An 18051-nucleotide genomic window follows, 5' to 3' on the forward strand; every position below is an offset into this window, starting at 1 on the left:
CGGACACGGTGGCGTGCAAAGGGCGGCGGGGCGCGGACACTGGCGGCGCCTGCGGGGGCGCAGCGGGCACAGGCGCACCATGCAGAGGCGGACATGCAGAGGCGGACAGGCGTGGCCCGAGGGCGAGGGACAGCCCTGCGCCGTCCGCCGTCGCGGCCCCGGCCCCGGCAGGGCCATTCCGGCGCAGAGTGATGGGCCAGAGTGATGAGATTACAGGCGGAATTCGGCAGAAGATCGGCCCGCGCGATCATAAGGCGCGCAGGATCAGAACCGCGCCCCGTGCAAGGCTGCCATACCTTGTGTTTGCGCCTGACGCGCGGCTATCTGGGCCGCAAAGGCCTCAGAAAGGTACCCTATGCGAGACGAACCCCGCGACCAAGAGCCCGCCACGGCAGCACAAAAGCTGATAGGGGGGCTGCTGGCAGGTGTCGTGGTCTTGGTCATCCTGCGCAGCTGGGTCGACTGGTGGGTGTTCGACGCCCTGGCCAATGCCGGGACGGTCGCCGCAATCGCATTGCTGACGCCACAGGTGCGCTGGTCGCGGCAGATCTTTGTCGTGCTGGGGCTGGCGCTGGTGGCCTATGCCTGGATCGCCGCACCGGACCAGGCGCTGGCGGTTCTGGGACATGCGCTGGAACGGGCCAGCTTTATCCTGGCGTTCTTCTGCGCGCTGGCGACGCTGCGCCATACGGCCGAGATTTCGGCGGCGATCACGCGGGCGGCGGTGTTCCTGGCGCAACAGCCCCCGGGGCGGCGCTATTCCGCGCTGGCGCTTGGCGGACAGACCTTTGCGCTGGTGCTGAACTATGGCTCGATCTCTCTGCTGGGCAGCATGGCGCGCACCAGTGCGGCGCGCGAACCGGACCTTGAGGTGCGCGCGATCCGCACGCGGCGGATGTTGCAGGCGGTGCATCGCGGGTTTGCCGCCAGCCTGATGTGGTCGCCGCTGAGCTTTGCCATCGTGATTTCGACAACCGTGGTGCCGGGGGCCAGCTGGGGCGCGATCCTGCTGCCTGCCGTCGGGTCGGCGGCGCTGCTGACCGGCATCGGCTGGGGGCTGGACAAGGCCTACAAGAGCAAGCTGGCACCGGGGCGGGTGCCGGTGCGCGACCGGTCGCACGACGATCATGCGCGGGTGCTGCTGCCGGTGCTGTGGCTGCTGGGGCTGATCGCGGGGCCGGTGGCCCTGCTGCATTTCACGACGGGACAGTCTGCGTCGCTGTCGGTGCTGAGCGTGGTGCCGGTGGTGGCCGGGCTGTGGCTGCTGATCGGCGGGCCGGTCGGGGCGCGCGGGCGGCATCTGGGCGGGCACGTCGGGGCCTTCGTGTTCCGGGAGCTGCCGGCGTTCCGGGGCGAGATCGTGCTGCTGACGATGGCCGGGTTCCTGGGCAGCGGCGCGGGCGCGTTGCTGGCGCCGGTGGTGGCCGCCAGCGGGCTGGACCTGACGGCGATCCCCGTCTGGGTCTTGCTGCTGCTGCCGATCTGGCTGATCCCGCTGGGCGGTCAGGTGGGGATGAACCCGATCCTGTTCGTGTCGCTGTTCGGCCCCCTGTTGCCCGCGCCCGAGGTTCTGGGGATTTCCCCGACGCCGATGGTGCTGGCGCTGACGGCGGGCTGGGCGCTGTCGGGCGTGACCTCGCCGTTTACCGCGTCGGTGATGCTGATCGCGCGGCTGGGCGATGTGACGCCCGCCGACGTCAGCCTGCGCTGGAACGGGGCGTTTTCACTGATCTGCGCGCTGGTGCTGTCGGTCTGGGTGCTGCTGCTGGCCTAGGGCGGCGGCGCGGCCCGGCGCCACCCTGCCCTGCCCTGCCGTGCCCGACCCTGCCCTGCCCGGTTACAGGTCGAAGGTGGCGAAGACCGGCGCGTGGTCGGAGGGTTGTTCCCATCCGCGCACGGCCCGCATGATCGTGCTGGAATGCGCCGCGTTCGAGATATCGGGCGTTGCCCAGACATGATCGAGGCGACGGCCCTTGTCGGCCGCATCCCAGTCGGGCGACCGGTAGGACCACCAGGAATAGAGATTGCCCTGGGGGATGTCCTGCCGGGTGATGTCGACCCAGGCACCGGCATCCTGCGCCTGGGCCAGGTGCTCGACCTCGACCGGCGTGTGGCTGACGACGCGCAGCAGCTTCTTGTGATCCCAGACGTCATCCTCGCGCGGGGCGATGTTCAGGTCGCCCACCAGGATCGCCTTTTCAGGACGCTCGGCATGGAACCAATCACGCATCTCGGTCAGGTAATCGAGCTTTTGGCCGAACTTCTCGTTGATCGCGCGGTCGGGTTTGTCGCCCCCGGCTGGGACGTAGAAATTGTGGATGACGACGCCGTTTTCCAGACGCCCCGCGATGTGGCGGGCATGGCCCAGGGCCGCGAAATCCTGATCACCGACCTCTTCGATCGGCAGTTTCGACAGGATGGCGACGCCGTTATAGCCCTTTTGCCCGCGGGCGATCATGTGGGTGTAGCCAAGCGCGTGAAAGCGGTCGCGCGGGATCAGGTCGACCGGGCTCTTGCATTCCTGCAGGCAGAGCACGTCGGGCCCGGCGGTTTCCAGCAATTGACACACCAACGCTTCGCGCAGGCGGACGGAGTTGATGTTCCAGGTGGCGAGGGTAAATGACATGTTCTTTCACTTGCCTTGTTCGGATCGCGGAGCTTGGCCTTTCGGGTATCATCCGACACCTGACAAGGAAAGCGATCCGTTTCTTGACCGGCCTTGCGCCGAGCCTTGTGCCGCGCCTTGGGCCGGTGGGGCCGCCGGTCTGCGATCGCCTTCACCACGTCGGAGAGGCGCTGCACAAAACCCCGACGGTCGAGGGCCGGCAGACGGGGCTGGGCGCGGGACGGGCCTGGGTGCGGGGCGGATCTGACCGGCGGCGGCCGCTAAAAATCTCTCCTTAACGTCCCGGCAAGGGAATGGCGGTATCGCAGATCCTGAAAGGGACGCCGATGCAGAAAATTGTCATCTTCCTGACCATCCTCGTCATGGCCGTGATGGGCCCGGCGGTGATGGTGCTGTCGCTGCCTGCGGCATCGCACGGGCTGGTGCTGGTGCTTGGCCCGCCATGGGCGGACCGCGCACGGGCCATCGAGGGTGCGGGCGGGCGTGGCATCGGCCCGGTCACCACCATCGTGGCGTCCCTGGCACAGGCAGACAACCCCGATTTCGGCAGCCGGATGCGCGCGGCAGGCCCCTTTCTAGTCGTCGACGGTCAGGCCGTCGCCTCTCTTTGCGGAGTCAGCGGATGACAACCAACAACCTGGATTTCCACGCAACACGCACCCTGGCGACAGTGCGCATATCGCAGGCGACGCTGGCGCTGGTGCCCCTGTCGCCCGTCGCCGCGATGCTGGCGGGCAATGCCTTTCTGCCCGTGCTGATCCTTGCGGTGGTGATGGCGGGAATCGGACAATACGGCGCCTATGTCCAGGGGTTTTCGGGGCGCGTTCTGGTCGCTCTGGGGCTGATCGGGCAGGCCATGGCCTTTACCGCCGCGCTGGCAGGGCACCCCTGGCAACTGGACAGCCACATGTTGTTCTTTGCGCTGCTGGCCATCACCATGGCGATGTCGGATGCACGGGTGATCGTAATCGCCGCCGCCGTCATTGCCGTGCACCACCTGTCGCTGGCGGTCATCCTGCCCGGCATGATCTATCCGTCCAGCGACCTGCTGGTGAACCTGCAACGCACCGCCCTGCATGGCGTGATCGTGGTGATCGAAGCCGCGGTACTGTTCCTGTCCATCCGACAGCGGCACGACCTGGATTCCCGCGTGGCCCAGGCGGATCGGTCGGCGCGCGAGGCGATGCAGCGCGAACAGCAGAAATCCGAATCGGCCGCAATGGCGCAGGAGGCCGTGGTCAACGGATTGGGCGCGGCGCTGAAACGCCTGGCCGAACGCGATCTGAGCGTGACCATCGACGCGGAGTTCGACCCGTCGCACGACAAGTTGCGGCAGAATTTCAACGATGCGATCCGAGAGCTGCGCGACACCGTTCTACAGGTGGTGCGCAATGCCAGCGCGGTGTCCGAAGATGCCGATGCCATCGCCAATGCTTCCAACAACCTCGCGCAGCGCACAGAACGCCAGGCCGCGTCCCTGCAGGGTACGGCAACCGCCATTCAGGAAATCAACGCCAATGTCCGCGCCACCGCCAAGGCCGCCCGCAGCGCCAGTACCGTCGCGGACGAGGCCCAGTCGCAGTCCATCCAATCTGACGAGGTGGTGCAGCGCACCGTCGCCGCCATGGCCGAACTCGAAACCTCGTCATCCGAAATCTCCAACATCATCAAGGTCATCGACGACATCGCCTTTCAGACAAACCTGCTGGCGCTGAATGCCGGGGTCGAGGCGGCGCGGGCGGGCGAAGCAGGGCGTGGATTTTCCGTTGTCGCGACCGAGGTGCGGGCGCTCGCCGCGCGGTCCTCGACCTCGGCCAGAGAGATCACGGCGCTGATCTCGGCCTCGGGCGAGCATGTCAAGAATGGCGTGGCACTGGTCAACGAAACCGGCGAGGCCCTGAAACGGATCGCCGATTCGGTGGCGAATGTCGCCGGGCTGGTGGCGCAGATCGCCTCCTCCGCCAACGAACAATCCGGTTCGATCGCGCTGATCGACGATACCATGAAGGAACTGGACCAGGTCACGCAGGAAAATGCCGCCATGTTCGAGGAAACCAACGCCGCCTCGATCGCGCTGAACCGCGAAGCCGAGGAGCTGAGCGCGCTGATGAAGCGGTTCCATACCGGCGCTGGCCGCCCCGCCCCGCGTCAGGTCCAGGCACCGCGCCAACAGCCCCGGCAGGTCGTGAACAGCGTTCCCACCGCCAGCAGCGATGGCTGGAGCGAATTCTGACCGCCCGGTGCTTTCGGGCCTGACGCGGAACCAGCAGGCCCCCTCCGGGGCCGCGCCCCTCACCGCGCCCGGGCATAACCCGGCCTCGCAATGCCTGAACGGGGCCCGCACAGGGGCGCGCACAAAAAAAACCCGGACCAAAGGCCCGGGCAAGTCCAACAGGGAGGTGCATATTTAACCCGATATGCGCGGGGTGGTTCCACAGGAACATGCTACTAGCATACATTCCCCGTAGTCCACTGGTACGTAAGGAAAACCTTACGCGACCAGCCGATATCCGCCGCTTTCCGTGACCAGAAGCCGGGCATTCGAGGGATCAAGCTCAATTTTTTGGCGCAACCTATAGATGTGCGTCTCAAGGGTATGTGTCGTTACGCCTGCATTATATCCCCAGACTTCGTGCAGCAGAACGTCGCGCGCAACGACCCCGTCGGCCGACCGGTAGAGGTACTTCAGGATGTTGGTTTCCTTTTCGGTCAGACGAATTTTCTTCTCGTCCTCGGTCACCAGGATCTTCATTGCCGGGCGAAAACTGTACGGCCCCAGCTGGAACACCGCATCCTCGCTTTGTTCATGTTGGCGCAACTGGGCGCGAATGCGCGCCAGCAGCACGGGAAACTTGAACGGCTTGGTGACATAATCGTTGGCCCCGGAATCCAGCCCCAGGATGGTGTCGGCATCCGAATCGTGCCCGGTCAGCATCAGCACCGGGCTCTTGACCCCCTGCTTTCGCATCAACCGGCACAATTCGCGCCCATCGGTATCGGGCAGGCCCACGTCCAGGATCACCAGGTCGAACAGGCCTTCCTTGACCTTCTGCATCGCGCCCGCACCGTTCGACGCCTCGAAGACATCGAAATCCTCGGTCATCACCAATTGCTCGCTCAGCGCCTCGCGCAGGTCATCGTCGTCGTCGACCAGCAATATCTTTTTCATCTGTGGCATCTCGTGGCCCTCCATCCGGCTCTTGTCGCACATGGACGGCGCTCACACCTTCGACAAGATTTGCAACAAAAGCCTCACGCTCTCGTGTTGCCTGCGCGGGATATGTTTCAAACCCGACACGCAGCCGCTAAGGAGAGATGCCTGTCCCACGCCTGTCCGATGGATGCCGCCATGTCGCTGACCCCCGAAATCGCAGAACGCATCGCCCGCGCCCGCACCGACCTGCGGATGGGGCTGCCCGTGGTGCTGCTGGACGGCCAGCGCGGCGCCCTCGTGCTGGCTGCCGAAACGCTCAGCCCGACGCGGCTGGCCGATCTGCTGAACCTGCCGGGCACCCCGGTGCTGGCCATCACCGCCCGCCGCGCCGAAACCCTCAAGGCGCGCCCCTACGACGGTGACCTGGCGCGCCTGCCCCTGCCCGCCGATGCCAGCCCGGCCTGGGTCCGCGCGCTGGCCGATCCCGCGGATGACCTGCGCCACCCGATGAAAGGCCCCCTGATCGCCCTGCGCGATGGCCCCGCCGACCTGCACCGGATCGCCCTGAAACTGGCAAAATCGGCGCGCCTGCTGCCCGCCGCCCTCGTGCTCGACATCGACGCGCCGCGCGAATTCGCCAGCGCCCATCACCTGACCACGCTGCCCGCCGGGGCCACCCATACGCTGCTGGCCAACGCCAGCCCGATGCACCCGGTGATCTCGGCCCGCCTGCCCATGGTCGCCTCGGACGCCGGGCGCGTGCATATCTTTCGCCCCGAGGACGGCGGAGAAGAACACTATGCCATCGAAATCGGCCGCCCCGCCCGCGACAAACCCGTCCTCGCGCGCCTGCACTCGGCCTGTTTCACCGGCGACGTGCTCGGCTCGCTGAAATGCGATTGCGGTCCGCAACTGCGGGGCGCCCTGGCGCAGATGGGGGCAGAGGGCGCCGGCGTCCTGCTCTATCTCAACCAGGAGGGACGCGGCATCGGCCTCGCCAACAAGATGCGCGCCTACTCCCTCCAGGATCAGGGCTTCGACACGGTCGAGGCAAACCATCGCCTCGGTTTCGAAGATGACGAACGCGATTTCCGCCTCGGCGCCGAATTGCTGCAACGCTTGGGCTTCACCCAGGCGCGCCTGCTGACCAACAATCCGAAAAAGATCGACATGCTGCGCAAGAACGGCATCGAGGTTACGGAACGCGTCCCCCTGAAGGTCGGCGAAAACGCCCACAACCGCGCCTACCTTGCGACAAAGGCCGCGAAATCCGGGCATCTGCTGTGATCCTGCGCATCACGCCCATGGGCCTGCGCCTCGGCACCACCACCTATCCCTGCAGCATCGGCCGCGGCGGCCTTCGCCCCGACAAGGCCGAAGGCGACGGCGCCACACCCACGGGCACACACCGCGTGGCCGACCTCTGGTACCGCGCCGACCGCATCGCCCGCCCCGCGCCCTGGGCCCGCCCGATCGGCCCCGGCGACCTGTGGTGCGATGACCCCGACCACCCCGCCTACAACTGTCACACCCGTGCGCCCTTCGCCGCCAGCCACGAACGCCTGCGCCGACCCGACCCGCTCTACGACCTGATCCTGACGCTGGACTGGAACTGGCCAAGGGCCACGCCGCACAGGGGGTCGGCCATCTTCGTGCATCAATGGCGTCGCCCGCGCTACCCGACCGAGGGCTGCCTGGCCCTGCGCCGCGACCACCTGCATCGCCTGGCCCGCCGCCTCGTACCCGGCACGCAAATCCGCATCGACTGACGCCAGGGGGCTTCCCCGGTCATCTGGCCGAAAATACCCCGGGGGAACGCGCCGTCAGGCGCGGGGGGCAGCGCCCCACCTTGACCACCCGGCCCTCTCCACGACCCGCGATTTTCGCGCGCACCGCACGGCCTCATTTCGCGCGCACCGCACGGCTTCATTTCGCGCGCGTCGCACGGCTTCATTTCGCGCGCGTCGCACGACTTCATTTCGCGCGCTTCGCACGACTTCATTTCGCGCGCTTCGCACGACCTCAGCTGTCGCGCGCGCCAAAGATGGCCGAGCCGACGCGCACATGCGTTGCACCGAACCGGATCGCCTTCTCGAAATCACCCGACATGCCCATCGACAGGCCCTCAAGGTCATTGCGCGCCGCGATCTTGGCCAACAGCGCGAAATGCAGCGCCGCCTCCTCCTCGACAGGGGGAATGCACATCAGGCCGGCCACGGGCAATGACAGCGCCCGGCATTCCGCGACAAAGGCATCGGCGTCGGCCGGCAGCACACCGGCCTTCTGCGGCTCCTCGCCCGTGTTGATCTGCAGGAACAGCGCCGGGCACCGGCCGATCTCGTCCGCGATGCGGGCGATGGTGCGGGCGATCTTGGGCCGATCGACCGAATGGATGGCCTCGGCCAGCTCCATCGCCTGACGCACCTTGTTGCTTTGCAGCGGGCCGATGATATGCAGCTCGACCGCGTCAAACGCCTCGCGGAACGCGGGCCATTTGCCGGCGGCCTCCTGCACGCGATTCTCGCCGAACACCCTCTGGCCCTGCTCCAGCACGTCGCGCACGCGGGCGTCGGGCTGCATCTTGGACACGGCAATCAGGGTGACACCGGCCGGGTCGCGGCCCGCGTCGTCACAGGCGGATTGAATACGGGTGCGGATCTCGGTCAGGGACATGGGCGGCCTTGCTGTGCAATCGGGTCAGGTGGCGCCAAGGAACATCAAACCGGGACAAAAGAAAAGGGCAGGTCAAATGACCTGCCCTTCCAATCACATTCACACTTCTGAAATCAGAAGCGGAAGTTGATGCCGAAGTCTGCTTCGGTGACGTCGCCGATGGTGTAAGCACCACCAACCAGGTTCGCACCGCCGCCCAGGGCGTAGGATGCGTCCAGGCCGAAGCCGGTGTCTTCCGACGCGTCGTCGTAGGACAGGTAGCCGCCAACTTTGACGCCCGAAGCAACAGCCATGTGGCCTGCCAGGCCGTAGCCTGCGCCTGCGTCGCCGTTGTCGACGTAGGAAGCGTTGAAATCAACGGTGCCAACGGTGCCGCCGAATGCAACAACCCACTCGGTTGCGTAGGTGTCGCTGTCCTGACCGCCAACACCGAAGGTGTAGCCGGCGAAGTCGTAGGACACGTAAGCGTCGGTTGCTTCGTCCTGCATGTCATACGACAGGTGAGCGTTCAGGCCGCCCATGGAGTACAGAACTGCAACGCCGGTGTTCGAAGCGCCGCGCGAAGCGTAGCCCGGGCCGTCCAGGAACGAGGTGAAGTTCTGCAGGCCGATGGTGCCCAGTGCGAGGTTGGCCATCGAGTCCAGTGCGTAGTCGATGTTGCCAACTTCGAGGGTCAGACCGCCGGAGGTGATGAACATCTGAGCGGCGTTGACGGTCGCAGCTTCGGTGGTGCGCAGGTAGCCGGCGTCGTCGGCGTCGTTGCCAACTGCGGTTTCTTGCGAACGAATGCGGTATTTGCCGCCGACAACCAGACCGGTGTCGGTTTCGGTGGTGCCTTCGACGTCCAGTTGGAAACGCTGTTCCAGGAAGGTTTTGTCGTCGGTGCCATTGTCTTCATAGACAACGCCGAAACGGCCGAAGCCGGACCAGCTGATTTCTGCGGAAGCGGCGCCTGCGGTCATAACCAGCGCGGTCGTCGCGAAGAGAATCTTTTTCATTGTGTTTCCCTCGATTTCTCAGTCTGCCCCAAAACGGAGCATCCGATTTGGGTATGGCAAGTCTTTCGCTCTTTTCACCTTTCCATTGCAAGCGTACCGCTCCCCCGCTGTGCACACGCACCCCGAAATGGTGCAAAGCTGCCACAGTCCTTTCGCCGGACCGGGGGATTCTGCCCCCAAATGCACGCGCACACCTGTTGTTTGCAGGGGTCGGGGCACGCCGCCCGCCCCCCGGCCCCGCCACGCGCCGCTGTGCTCAGACCCAGAGACTCAGGCAAAAGACTCAGGCAAAGGACTCGGAACGGGGAGTCTGGCCGGTGACAGTGGGCCGTGAGTCTGGCCAGATTCTGACCGGTGTCCCTGCACGTTGAGCGCAGGCCCGCTGCGCCCCGTCGCCAATCCGTGCAGGTGCGCGCAGCAAAGTGCACGCAGCAAAGTGCACAACGGTGCGCCCCCTTGTTCACAGCCAGTTTTGGCAGCGTGGCGCAGCGCGGCCGCTGTCGTGCCGCGCCCGTCTGTGGGGGGCGTCTCGGCGGAGCGATGCAGCCTGCGGCCCTGTTTCAGCAAAGAACCTTGCCCCCTATCGCCCGCTTCGATAGATCGGAGGGGAAGTTTTGAACGGGGCTAAAGCATGACGTCTACTCGCGCATTCAGGTTGTCGGCCATCGCAGGTCTTTTCGCGCTCGCTGCCTGCGGGGCCGTGCGTCCTGAGGCCAGCGGAGGGGACGGCGATGCGACCGGCCCCAACCCCATCAGTGCCCGCGATCGCACAGCCTATGCCGACAACGGCAAGATCTGGGATATTTTCACGCAAACCGACGATGGCACCAAGGTCGCGGTGAACCGCTATCTCTGGAACGCCTCGCTCGAGGTGCTGGATTTCCTGCCGATCCAGTCGGTCGACCCGTTCACCGGCGTCATCTCTACCGGCTACGGCACACCGCCGGGCGGCGGGCGGTCGTATCGTGCGACGGTCTACATCTCGGATCCCGCGCTGGAGGCCCGGTCGCTGAACGTGGCGCTGGAAACCTCGGGCGGACAGGCCGTGGCCGCCGGTACGCAGCGCGCCGTCGAAGACGCGATCCTGACCCGCGCGCGCCAGCTGCGCGTCGCCGACCGCAAGTTCTAGATCACAAGGTCTAGACTGAGGGCTGGCGCGGCCCGACCGGCGGCGCCAGTTGCATTTTCGCCAGGGATTCGACCCAGTCGATCTGCCCCGGCAGGCACCGGGTTTCCAGATCGTACTGCGCCACGACATGCGCCCGCGCCGCCGCGCCCAGCCGGGCGCGCGCCACGCCATCCCCGGCCAGCGCCGCGATCCGACGCACCAGCGCCGCCGCGTCAAAGAAATCGACCAGCCACCCGGTGTCACCGTCGCGCAGCACCTCGCGCACGGGGTCGGTGTCGGATGCGACGATGGCCGCCCCGCAGGCCATCGCCTCCAGCAGCGACCAGCTGAGCACGAAGGGGTAGGTCAGATAGACGTGCACCGTCGAAATTTGCAGCATCGCGCGGAACTGGTCCTGCGGAATGCGCCCGGTGAAATGCACCCGCGCCCAATCGCTGTCGCTGATCCGGCCGCGCACCTCGTCGATGAAGATCTGCTTCCACGTCCGGCCCGCCGGGGGGTGCGCCCCGTAGGACACGCCATCGCCGCCGACGATCAGCACCTGTGCGCCGGGCCGCGCCGCCAACAGTGCCGGCAGCGCCCGCATGAACACGTGATAGCCGCGATAGGGTTCGAGGTTGCGATTGACGAAGGTGATCACCTCGTCCCCGCGGCCAAGGGTCCGCCCGTCCGGCAGCGCAAAGACCGCCTCTGCGTCCGGGCGCAGGGCCTGCGTGTCGATCCCGTCGTGCACCACGCGGATGCGGTCGCGAAACGGCGGCGGAAAGGTATCGGCCTGAAAGGCGGTCGGGCTGAGCCCCGCCTGCGCGATGTCGAAATGCAGGTGGTTGTTGAGGTTCTTCATGCGGATGCGCAGCGCCTCGGTGCCGCTGTCGTCGCGCCGGAATTCCGGGTCGAAGCCCAGGTGCGGATAGCCGGGCAGATGATACAGCTCGCAATAGATGCCCATGCGCGCCTCGGGCCAGACGTCGCGCAGGAACATCGATTCGCCCCAGCCGGGGTGCGCCACGATCACGTCCGGGGCAAAGCCCGCGTCGCGCATCTTGCAGGCGGCGTGATAGCAGGCCTCGGCGCGGGTGACCTTGCTGTCCATGTCGGTCATCCACGGATGCAGCGCCTGCCCGCCCGTGCGCGCCAACCTATAGGGCAGCACCTGCACCCCGTTCCAGTCCGTCACCTGCGTCACCCGCAGCGTCAATGCCTTGACGCTGTGCCCGCGCGCCGCCAGCGCGCCCGCAAGGTGCCTGAACTGGCCGGGGAAATTCTGATGGATGAACAGGATATTCACGGACGGTCCCCTTCGTCGATTGCGCAGCCTACACAGGCCCATCCCCGCTTGCAAAGCGGCCACAACAGCGAAGTTTCGCTAAATCGCTGGACCCTTGGCGCGCACGGCCCTATCAACCCGCACCGAAACTAACGTCTAATGAACACCATCCGCACGAGCCGAGAGGGAGCGTCCATGTCGCGCTATTCCGCAGCCGAAATCGAACCGAAGTGGCAAAAGGCCTGGCAGGACGCCGAGGTCTTCAAGGCGCCCCAGGCGCAGGCCCTTCGCGACAGCGACAAGCCGAAGTACTACGTGCTCGAGATGTTCCCCTATCCGTCGGGGCGCATCCACATCGGCCACGTGCGCAACTACACCATGGGCGACGTGATCGCGCGCTACAAGCTGTCCACGGGTCATAACGTGCTGCACCCCATGGGGTTCGATGCCTTCGGGATGCCGGCGGAAAATGCCGCGATGGCGAATGGCGGCCACCCCAAGGACTGGACATATTCCAACATCGACACGATGGTCGAACAGATGAAACCGCTGGGCTTTGGCCTGGACTGGTCGCGCATGTTCGCCACCTGCGATCCCGAATACTATGGCCAGCAGCAGGCGCTGTTCCTCGATTTCCTCGCAAAGGATCTGGTCTATCGCAAGAACGCAGTGGTCAACTGGGATCCCGTCGACATGACCGTGCTGGCCAACGAACAGGTGGAAAACGGGCGCGGCTGGCGCTCGGGCGCCGAGGTCGAGCGGCGCGAGTTGACGCAGTGGTTCTTCAAGATCTCCGACCACTCCGAAGAACTGCTGGACGCGCTGGACACCCTCGACAACTGGCCCGCCAAGGTCAAGCTGATGCAGGCCAACTGGATAGGCAAGTCGCGCGGACTGCAATTCGCGTTTTCCACCGTCAACGCGCCGGAACATTTCGACCGGATCGACGTCTACACGACGCGCCCCGACACGCTGGCCGGGGCCTCCTTTGTCGGCATCTCGCCCGATCACCCGCTGGCGAAAGAGCTTGAGGCCGGATCGCCCGAGGTTGCCGCCTTCTGCGCCGAGGCACGGCGCGGCGGCACCACCGAGGAAGCCATCGAAAAGGCCGACAAGCTGGGTTTCGACACCGGCATTCGCGTGCGTCACCCCTTCGACACTGCATGGGAGCTGCCGGTCTATATCGCCAACTTCATCCTGATGGACTACGGCACCGGCGCGATCTTTGGCTGCCCGGGTCACGACCAGCGCGACCACGATTTCTGCACCAAGTATGACCTGCCCATCGTCGAGACCTTCGTGCCGCTGGACGGCGAGATCGACATCCAGCTTGCGCCCTTCGTGCCCGCCAAGACGGAAAAGGTCCGCTATACCCGCCTGATCGCGGGGCAGGAAATCCAGACCGGAGAAGAGGCGGTGAATGCCGCCGTCGATTTCTGCGAGGCGAACGGCGTCGGTCAGGGCGTGACCAAGTTCCGCCTGCGCGACTGGGGCCTGTCGCGGCAACGCTACTGGGGCTGCCCGATCCCGGTGGTGCATTGCCCCGCCTGCGGCGTCGTGCCCGAGAAAAAGGAAAACCTGCCGATCGAGCTGCCGTATGACGAAGGCGGCACCCCGATCGATTTCTCCATCCCCGGCAACCCGCTGAACCGGCACCCGACCTGGCGCGATTGCGCATGCCCCGCCTGTGGCCAGCCCGCGCAACGCGAAACCGATACGATGGACACCTTTGTCGACAGTTCGTGGTATTTCGCCCGCTTTACCGCGCCGCGCGCCACCACCCCGACGGACATGACCGAAGCCGCCTACTGGATGAACGTCGACCAGTATATCGGCGGCATCGAACACGCGATTCTGCACCTGCTCTATTCGCGCTTTTTCGCCCGCGCGATGCACATCACCGGCCACCTGCCGGAAACCGCGAAGGAACCCTTTGACGCGCTGTTCACCCAAGGCATGGTGACCCACGCGATCTACCAGACCCGCAACGCGGAAGGTCGCCCGGTCTATCACTACCCCGAGGAAGTGACGCTGCGCGACGGCAAGGCGTTCCTGGAGGACGGCCGCGAGGTCGAGGTGATCCCCTCGGCCAAGATGTCGAAATCCAAGAACAACGTCGTCGACCCGGTGCAGATCATCCAGCAGTACGGCGCCGATACCGCGCGCTGGTTCGTCCTGTCCGACAGCCCGCCGGAGCGTGACGTCGAGTGGACTGCCGCAGGGGCCGAGGCCGCGTCCAAGCACCTTGCCCGCGTCTGGCGCCTGGCCGCCGAACTGGATGGCGACACGCCCGCGAACGACGCCGAGGATACCGCCCTGCTGCGCGAGATGCACAAGGCGATCAACGACGTGACGCTGGGCATCGAAAGCTTTGGCTTCAACGCCTCCATCGCGCGGCTCTATGCCTTTACCAACAGCGTGCAGAAATCCCGGGCGGGGGGCGCGGCGAAACGCATCGCGACCCGCACGCTGGCCCAGCTGATGTCACCGATGACGCCGCACCTGGCCGAAGAAATGTGGCAGATCCTGGGTGGCGAAGGTCTGGTGGCCCACGCCCCCTGGCCAGTCGCGGACGCGGCGATGCTGGTCGATGACACGGTGACCCTGCCGATCCAGATCAACGGCAAGCGCCGCGCGGAAATCGACGTCCCCGCCGATATGGACAAGGCAGAGGTTGAAAAACTGGCGCTGGCGCATCACGCTGTGCAAAAGGCGCTGGATGGTGCCACGCCGAAAAAGGTCATCGTTGTTCCGGGACGGATCGTCAATGTGGTCATCTGACCGACGCAGACTGCTGAAACTGCTGGTTGCAGCGCCCGCCACCCTGGCGGCGCTGTCGGCCTGCGGCTTCACCCCCGCTTATGCCCCCGGCGGCGGGGCCGACCGGCTGCTGAACGTGACCCGGCTGCCCGACCCCGATTCGGGCGACAGCTATATCCTGGTGCGTGAGCTGGAACAGCGTCTCGGCCGTCCGCAAAGCCCCCTCTACGATCTCGGGCTGAAGCTGAGCGTCAGCGAGGCCGCGCTGGCGATCACCACCGACGGTACGACGACCCGTTTCAACGTGGTGGGCGATCTCAGCTATACGTTGCGCGACATCGCCTCTGGCACCCAGATCGGGGCCGGACGGGTCACCAACTTTTCGGGCTACTCGGCGACCGGCACCACCGTCGCCACGCAGGCCGCGCAGCGCGATGCGCACAAACGGCTGGTGATCATGCTGGCCAACATGCTGATGCCGCGCCTGATCGCCGATGCTGCCAAGGCGCCGCCCCACCAGACCCTGACCCCATGAAGCTCGCCTCGCGCGACATTGCCCGCTATGCCGCCCGCCCCGAGGCAGACCGCCTTGGCGTGCTGCTGTACGGCCCGGATGCAATGCGGATCTCGCTGCGTCGGCAGGAAATGGTTGCCGCCCTCGTCGGCCCCGCCGGAGAGGAAGAGATGCGCCTGACCCGGATGCAGGCCGCCGATCTGCGCCGCGACCCCGCCGCACTGATCGACGCCATCAAGGCCCAGAGCTTTTTCCCCGGTCCGCGCGTGGTTTTCCTGGACGGCGCGACCGAGGTGCAGGCCCCCTATATCCTGCCCGCCGTCGAGGATTGGCAAAAGGGCGACGCCCAGCTGATCATCGCCGCCGGCCAGCTGAAAGCCACGTCGAAACTGCGCAAGGCCTTCGAAAGCCACAAGAACGCCTATGCCTGCGGGATCTACGACGATCCCCCCAGCCGCGAGGAAATCGAAGCGACGCTGAACAAGGCCGGCCTGCGGAAATTGCCCCCCGACAGCCTGCGCGACCTGTCCGCGCTGGCGCTGACGCTGGACCCCGGCGATTTTCGCCAGACCGTCGACAAGATCGCGCTGTACAAGTTCGGCGATGACACGCCGCTGACAGCGCAGGAAATCACCCTTTGCGCCCCGGCCAGCACCGAAGCGGACATGGACGACATCCTGCATATCGTGGCCGAGGCCCGCAGCGCCGAGATCGGCCCGATGATGGCCCGCCTTCAGGGGCAGGGCGCGAACGCCACGGGCCTGTGCATCGCCGCGATGCGCCATTTTCGCACGCTCTACGCCATCGCCGCCCATCCCGACGGTGCCGGGGCCGGTATCGGCAAACTGCGCCCGCCGGTGTTCGGCCCCAGACGGGACCGTATGTTGAACCAGGCCCAGGGCTGGGGCGTCAACCGCCTGGAACAGGCGCTCGGGCTGATCACCGATACGGACCTGACCCTGCGATCAGCGGGGCGCAGCGCACCCGACATGGCGCTGGTCGAACGGATGCTGATCCGGCTGGCGATGATGGGGCGCACCCGCTAGGCACGTGTTGCCATGTTTTGCTGGATTTTCCGCCCCGGTTGCGCTGTGCTGCCGCAACCATGGGAGGAAACCACATGTACAACGTCATCGGCTGTGCCAACAACCGCACCTTTCGCGTCATCTGGATGCTTGAGGAACTGGGCCAACCCTATCAGCGCACCGACGCGCACCCCCACGATCCGATGCTGCGCGGGCATACGCCGCTGGGCAAGCTCCCCGTTCTGGTCGACCAGGGGGAATCGCTGACCGACAGCGTCGCGATCATGACCTACCTGTGCGACCGGCACGGCGCGCTGACCGCGCCCGCCGGCACCATCGCGCGGGCCCGACAGGATGGCATCACCCAGCAGATCGTCGATGAGCTGGAATCGGTGCTCTGGACCTCCACCCGCCATACCTTCATCCTGCCCGAGGATCAGAGGGTGGCTGCGATCAAGCCGTCGCTGCGTTGGGAATTCCTGCGCAACACCGCCAAGCTGGCCGAACGGATGCAGGGGCCCTACCTGATGGGCGATGCGATCACCCTGCCCGACCTGCTGGCGGTGCATTGCCTGAACTGGGCCGTCGCCGCGAAATTCCCTGTCGAGGATCCGGCCCTGCTGGACTATGCCACGCGGCTGCGTCAGCGCGACGCCTACAAGGCCACCCTGGCGTCTGAAAAGGCGATGATGGCGGCGGCAGCTCAGCCAGCCGATTGACCATACGCTGCCGCATGTCGACCCGCCCACAGGCCCGTCGCCATGCAGCCCGTCAAAAGGTAGCCGCCCGTCGGTGCTTCCCAGTCCAGCATTTCTCCGGCGGCAAAGACACCGGGGCGCGCCGTCAGCATGAGACCGGCATCCAGCGCATCGGCGCGCAGGCCGCCGGCGCAGGAAATCGCCCGCGCCATGTCCATTGGCCCGCCCAGTGGCACCGGCAGATCCTTCAGCAGCGCCGCCAGCGCCTGTGGATCGTCGGGCAGGGGGCGGGCACATTCCTGCACCAGCGCCCGCTTCGCCGCATCCAGCCTCAGCGCCTTTCGCAGGCGGTTCGACAGGCTCTCTCCCGCCTTGCCGCCCGCCAGCCGCGCCGCAACATCCGCCTGCGTATGGTTGGGCAGCAGGTCCAGCCGCAATGCCACGCCATCGCGCAGCAGATGGGCCAGCGCATAGATCCCGCCGCCCTCGATCCCGTCACGGCTCAGCACGATTTCACCGCGGCTTTCCTCGGCCCCTGCGCGCAGCACCACCGCCTTGACCGGGGCACCGAAATGCGTCGCCATGTGGTGCGACCAGGCGACATGGAAACCGCAGTTTGCCGGGCGGAACGGGGCGACCGGCCCGACGTGGCGCACCCAGCCGCCATCGGACCCCAGGCGCGGCCAGCTTGCCCCACCCAGCGCCAGGACGGTCACGTCGGCCGCGACCCGTTGCAAACCGCCCGGGGTGGCGAACAGCGCGTCGCCACCGTCGGCCCAGCCCTGCCAATCCCAGCGGGTGCGCAGGGCAACGCCCGCCGCGTCCAGCCGCGCCAGCCAGGCCCGCAGCAGGGGCGACGCCTTCATGCCGACCGGGAACACCCGCCCCGTCGATCCGGCGAAGGTGCTGATGCCCAGCGCCTCGGTCCAGGCGCGCACCTCGGACGGACCAAAGGCCTGCAACGGCGCGCGCAACCAATCGGCGCGGAATGCCGCGACAAAGGCGTCTCGCGCCTCCTCCTTGGTCAGGTTCAGCCCGCTCTTGCCCGCCATCAACACCTTGCGGCCCATGGTCGGCATCTTTTCCGCCACGGTCACGGCCAGGCCTGCGGCCGACAGCGCCTCTGCCGACATCAGCCCTGCCGGGCCGCCCCCGATCACCAGCGCCTGCCGCATGGTCGCCTCCCCTTCTGTGGCCGCTTCGGCGC

Annotated in this window: 16 protein-coding genes; 10 read left to right on the forward strand and 6 right to left on the reverse strand. The window is 66.4% G+C overall.

The window, feature by feature from the left end; all coding sequences use genetic code 11:
• Positions 1 to 355: 355 nt before the first annotated feature.
• Entirely contained in the window at positions 356 to 1774 is a 1419-nt protein-coding gene (locus tag DL237_RS12560; protein ID WP_119399413.1) for a hypothetical protein, read from the forward strand.
• 63 nt (positions 1775 to 1837) lie between these two features.
• On the opposite strand, the gene DL237_RS12565 is transcribed toward DL237_RS12560, so the two are convergent.
• Positions 1838 to 2626, reverse strand: a complete 789-nt coding sequence (locus DL237_RS12565) for an exodeoxyribonuclease III (RefSeq protein WP_119399414.1) — start codon at positions 2624 to 2626, stop codon at positions 1838 to 1840.
• Positions 2627 to 2952: 326 nt separating this feature from the next.
• On the opposite strand from DL237_RS12565, the gene DL237_RS20590 reads away from it, so the two are divergent.
• Together DL237_RS20590 and DL237_RS12570 are read left to right on the forward strand one after the other, a co-directional pair.
• Positions 2953 to 3252: a hypothetical protein gene (locus DL237_RS20590; RefSeq protein ID WP_158585635.1), complete on the forward strand. Its 300-nt coding sequence runs from the start codon at positions 2953 to 2955 to the stop codon at positions 3250 to 3252.
• Complete coding sequence (locus DL237_RS12570; RefSeq protein WP_158585636.1) at positions 3249 to 4859, forward strand: methyl-accepting chemotaxis protein; 1611 nt, start codon at positions 3249 to 3251, stop codon at positions 4857 to 4859. Before DL237_RS20590 ends, DL237_RS12570 begins: the two co-directional genes overlap by 4 nt.
• A 258-nt stretch (positions 4860 to 5117) precedes the next feature.
• Here the strand turns inward: DL237_RS12570 and DL237_RS12575 are convergent, their stop codons facing one another.
• Positions 5118 to 5804, reverse strand: coding sequence for a response regulator transcription factor (locus tag DL237_RS12575; RefSeq protein WP_119399505.1), 687 nt, complete (start codon positions 5802 to 5804; stop codon positions 5118 to 5120).
• Positions 5805 to 5975: 171 nt separating this feature from the next.
• Between DL237_RS12575 and ribA the strand changes: the two genes are divergently transcribed.
• Positions 5976 to 7067, forward strand: a complete 1092-nt coding sequence (ribA, locus tag DL237_RS12580; protein ID WP_119399506.1) for a GTP cyclohydrolase II — start codon at positions 5976 to 5978, stop codon at positions 7065 to 7067.
• Between the two features lie 2 nt (positions 7068 to 7069).
• Complete coding sequence (locus DL237_RS12585; protein ID WP_119399507.1) at positions 7070 to 7549, forward strand: L,D-transpeptidase family protein; 480 nt, start codon at positions 7070 to 7072, stop codon at positions 7547 to 7549.
• Between the two features lie 253 nt (positions 7550 to 7802).
• Here the strand turns inward: DL237_RS12585 and DL237_RS12590 are convergent, their stop codons facing one another.
• On the reverse strand, positions 7803 to 8453 hold the full coding sequence (locus DL237_RS12590) for a YggS family pyridoxal phosphate-dependent enzyme (RefSeq protein ID WP_119399416.1): 651 nt from the start codon (positions 8451 to 8453) through the stop codon (positions 7803 to 7805).
• Between the two features lie 113 nt (positions 8454 to 8566).
• Positions 8567 to 9451: a porin gene (locus DL237_RS12595; protein ID WP_119399417.1), complete on the reverse strand. Its 885-nt coding sequence runs from the start codon at positions 9449 to 9451 to the stop codon at positions 8567 to 8569.
• 631 nt (positions 9452 to 10082) lie between these two features.
• Between DL237_RS12595 and DL237_RS12600 the strand changes: the two genes are divergently transcribed.
• Positions 10083 to 10580 carry a DUF3576 domain-containing protein gene (locus tag DL237_RS12600; RefSeq protein WP_119399418.1) on the forward strand — a complete coding sequence of 166 codons (498 nt, stop codon included), beginning with the start codon at positions 10083 to 10085 and terminating at the stop codon, positions 10578 to 10580.
• 10 nt (positions 10581 to 10590) lie between these two features.
• Here the strand turns inward: DL237_RS12600 and DL237_RS12605 are convergent, their stop codons facing one another.
• Entirely contained in the window at positions 10591 to 11868 is a 1278-nt protein-coding gene (locus DL237_RS12605; RefSeq protein WP_119399419.1) for a glycosyltransferase, read from the reverse strand.
• A 174-nt stretch (positions 11869 to 12042) separates the two neighbouring features.
• Here DL237_RS12605 and leuS point away from each other — a divergent pair, with 174 nt between their 5' ends.
• The 4 genes from leuS (at position 12043) to DL237_RS12625 (ending at position 16865) form a co-directional block, all read left to right on the forward strand.
• Positions 12043 to 14628: a leucine--tRNA ligase gene (gene leuS, locus DL237_RS12610; RefSeq protein ID WP_119399420.1), complete on the forward strand. Its 2586-nt coding sequence runs from the start codon at positions 12043 to 12045 to the stop codon at positions 14626 to 14628.
• Positions 14615 to 15142, forward strand: coding sequence for an LPS assembly lipoprotein LptE (lptE, locus tag DL237_RS12615; RefSeq protein WP_119399421.1), 528 nt, complete (start codon positions 14615 to 14617; stop codon positions 15140 to 15142). The genes leuS and lptE overlap by 14 nt, the downstream gene beginning before the upstream one ends.
• Positions 15139 to 16167, forward strand: a complete 1029-nt coding sequence (gene holA, locus DL237_RS12620) for a DNA polymerase III subunit delta (RefSeq protein ID WP_119399422.1) — start codon at positions 15139 to 15141, stop codon at positions 16165 to 16167. The genes lptE and holA overlap by 4 nt, the downstream gene beginning before the upstream one ends.
• Before the next feature lie 74 nt (positions 16168 to 16241).
• Positions 16242 to 16865: a glutathione S-transferase family protein gene (locus tag DL237_RS12625; RefSeq protein WP_119399423.1), complete on the forward strand. Its 624-nt coding sequence runs from the start codon at positions 16242 to 16244 to the stop codon at positions 16863 to 16865.
• On the opposite strand, the gene DL237_RS12630 is transcribed toward DL237_RS12625, so the two are convergent.
• The gene (locus tag DL237_RS12630; RefSeq protein WP_119399424.1) at positions 16850 to 18019 is read right to left on the reverse strand and encodes a TIGR03862 family flavoprotein; all 1170 of its coding nucleotides are present in this window, start codon (positions 18017 to 18019) and stop codon (positions 16850 to 16852) included. The two genes, DL237_RS12625 and DL237_RS12630, sit on opposite strands and share 16 nt — an antisense overlap.
• Positions 18020 to 18051 lie beyond the last annotated feature (32 nt).

The organism is Pseudooceanicola sediminis, from assembly GCF_003575965.1.
GTDB classification, from domain to species: domain Bacteria; phylum Pseudomonadota; class Alphaproteobacteria; order Rhodobacterales; family Rhodobacteraceae; genus Pseudooceanicola; species Pseudooceanicola sediminis.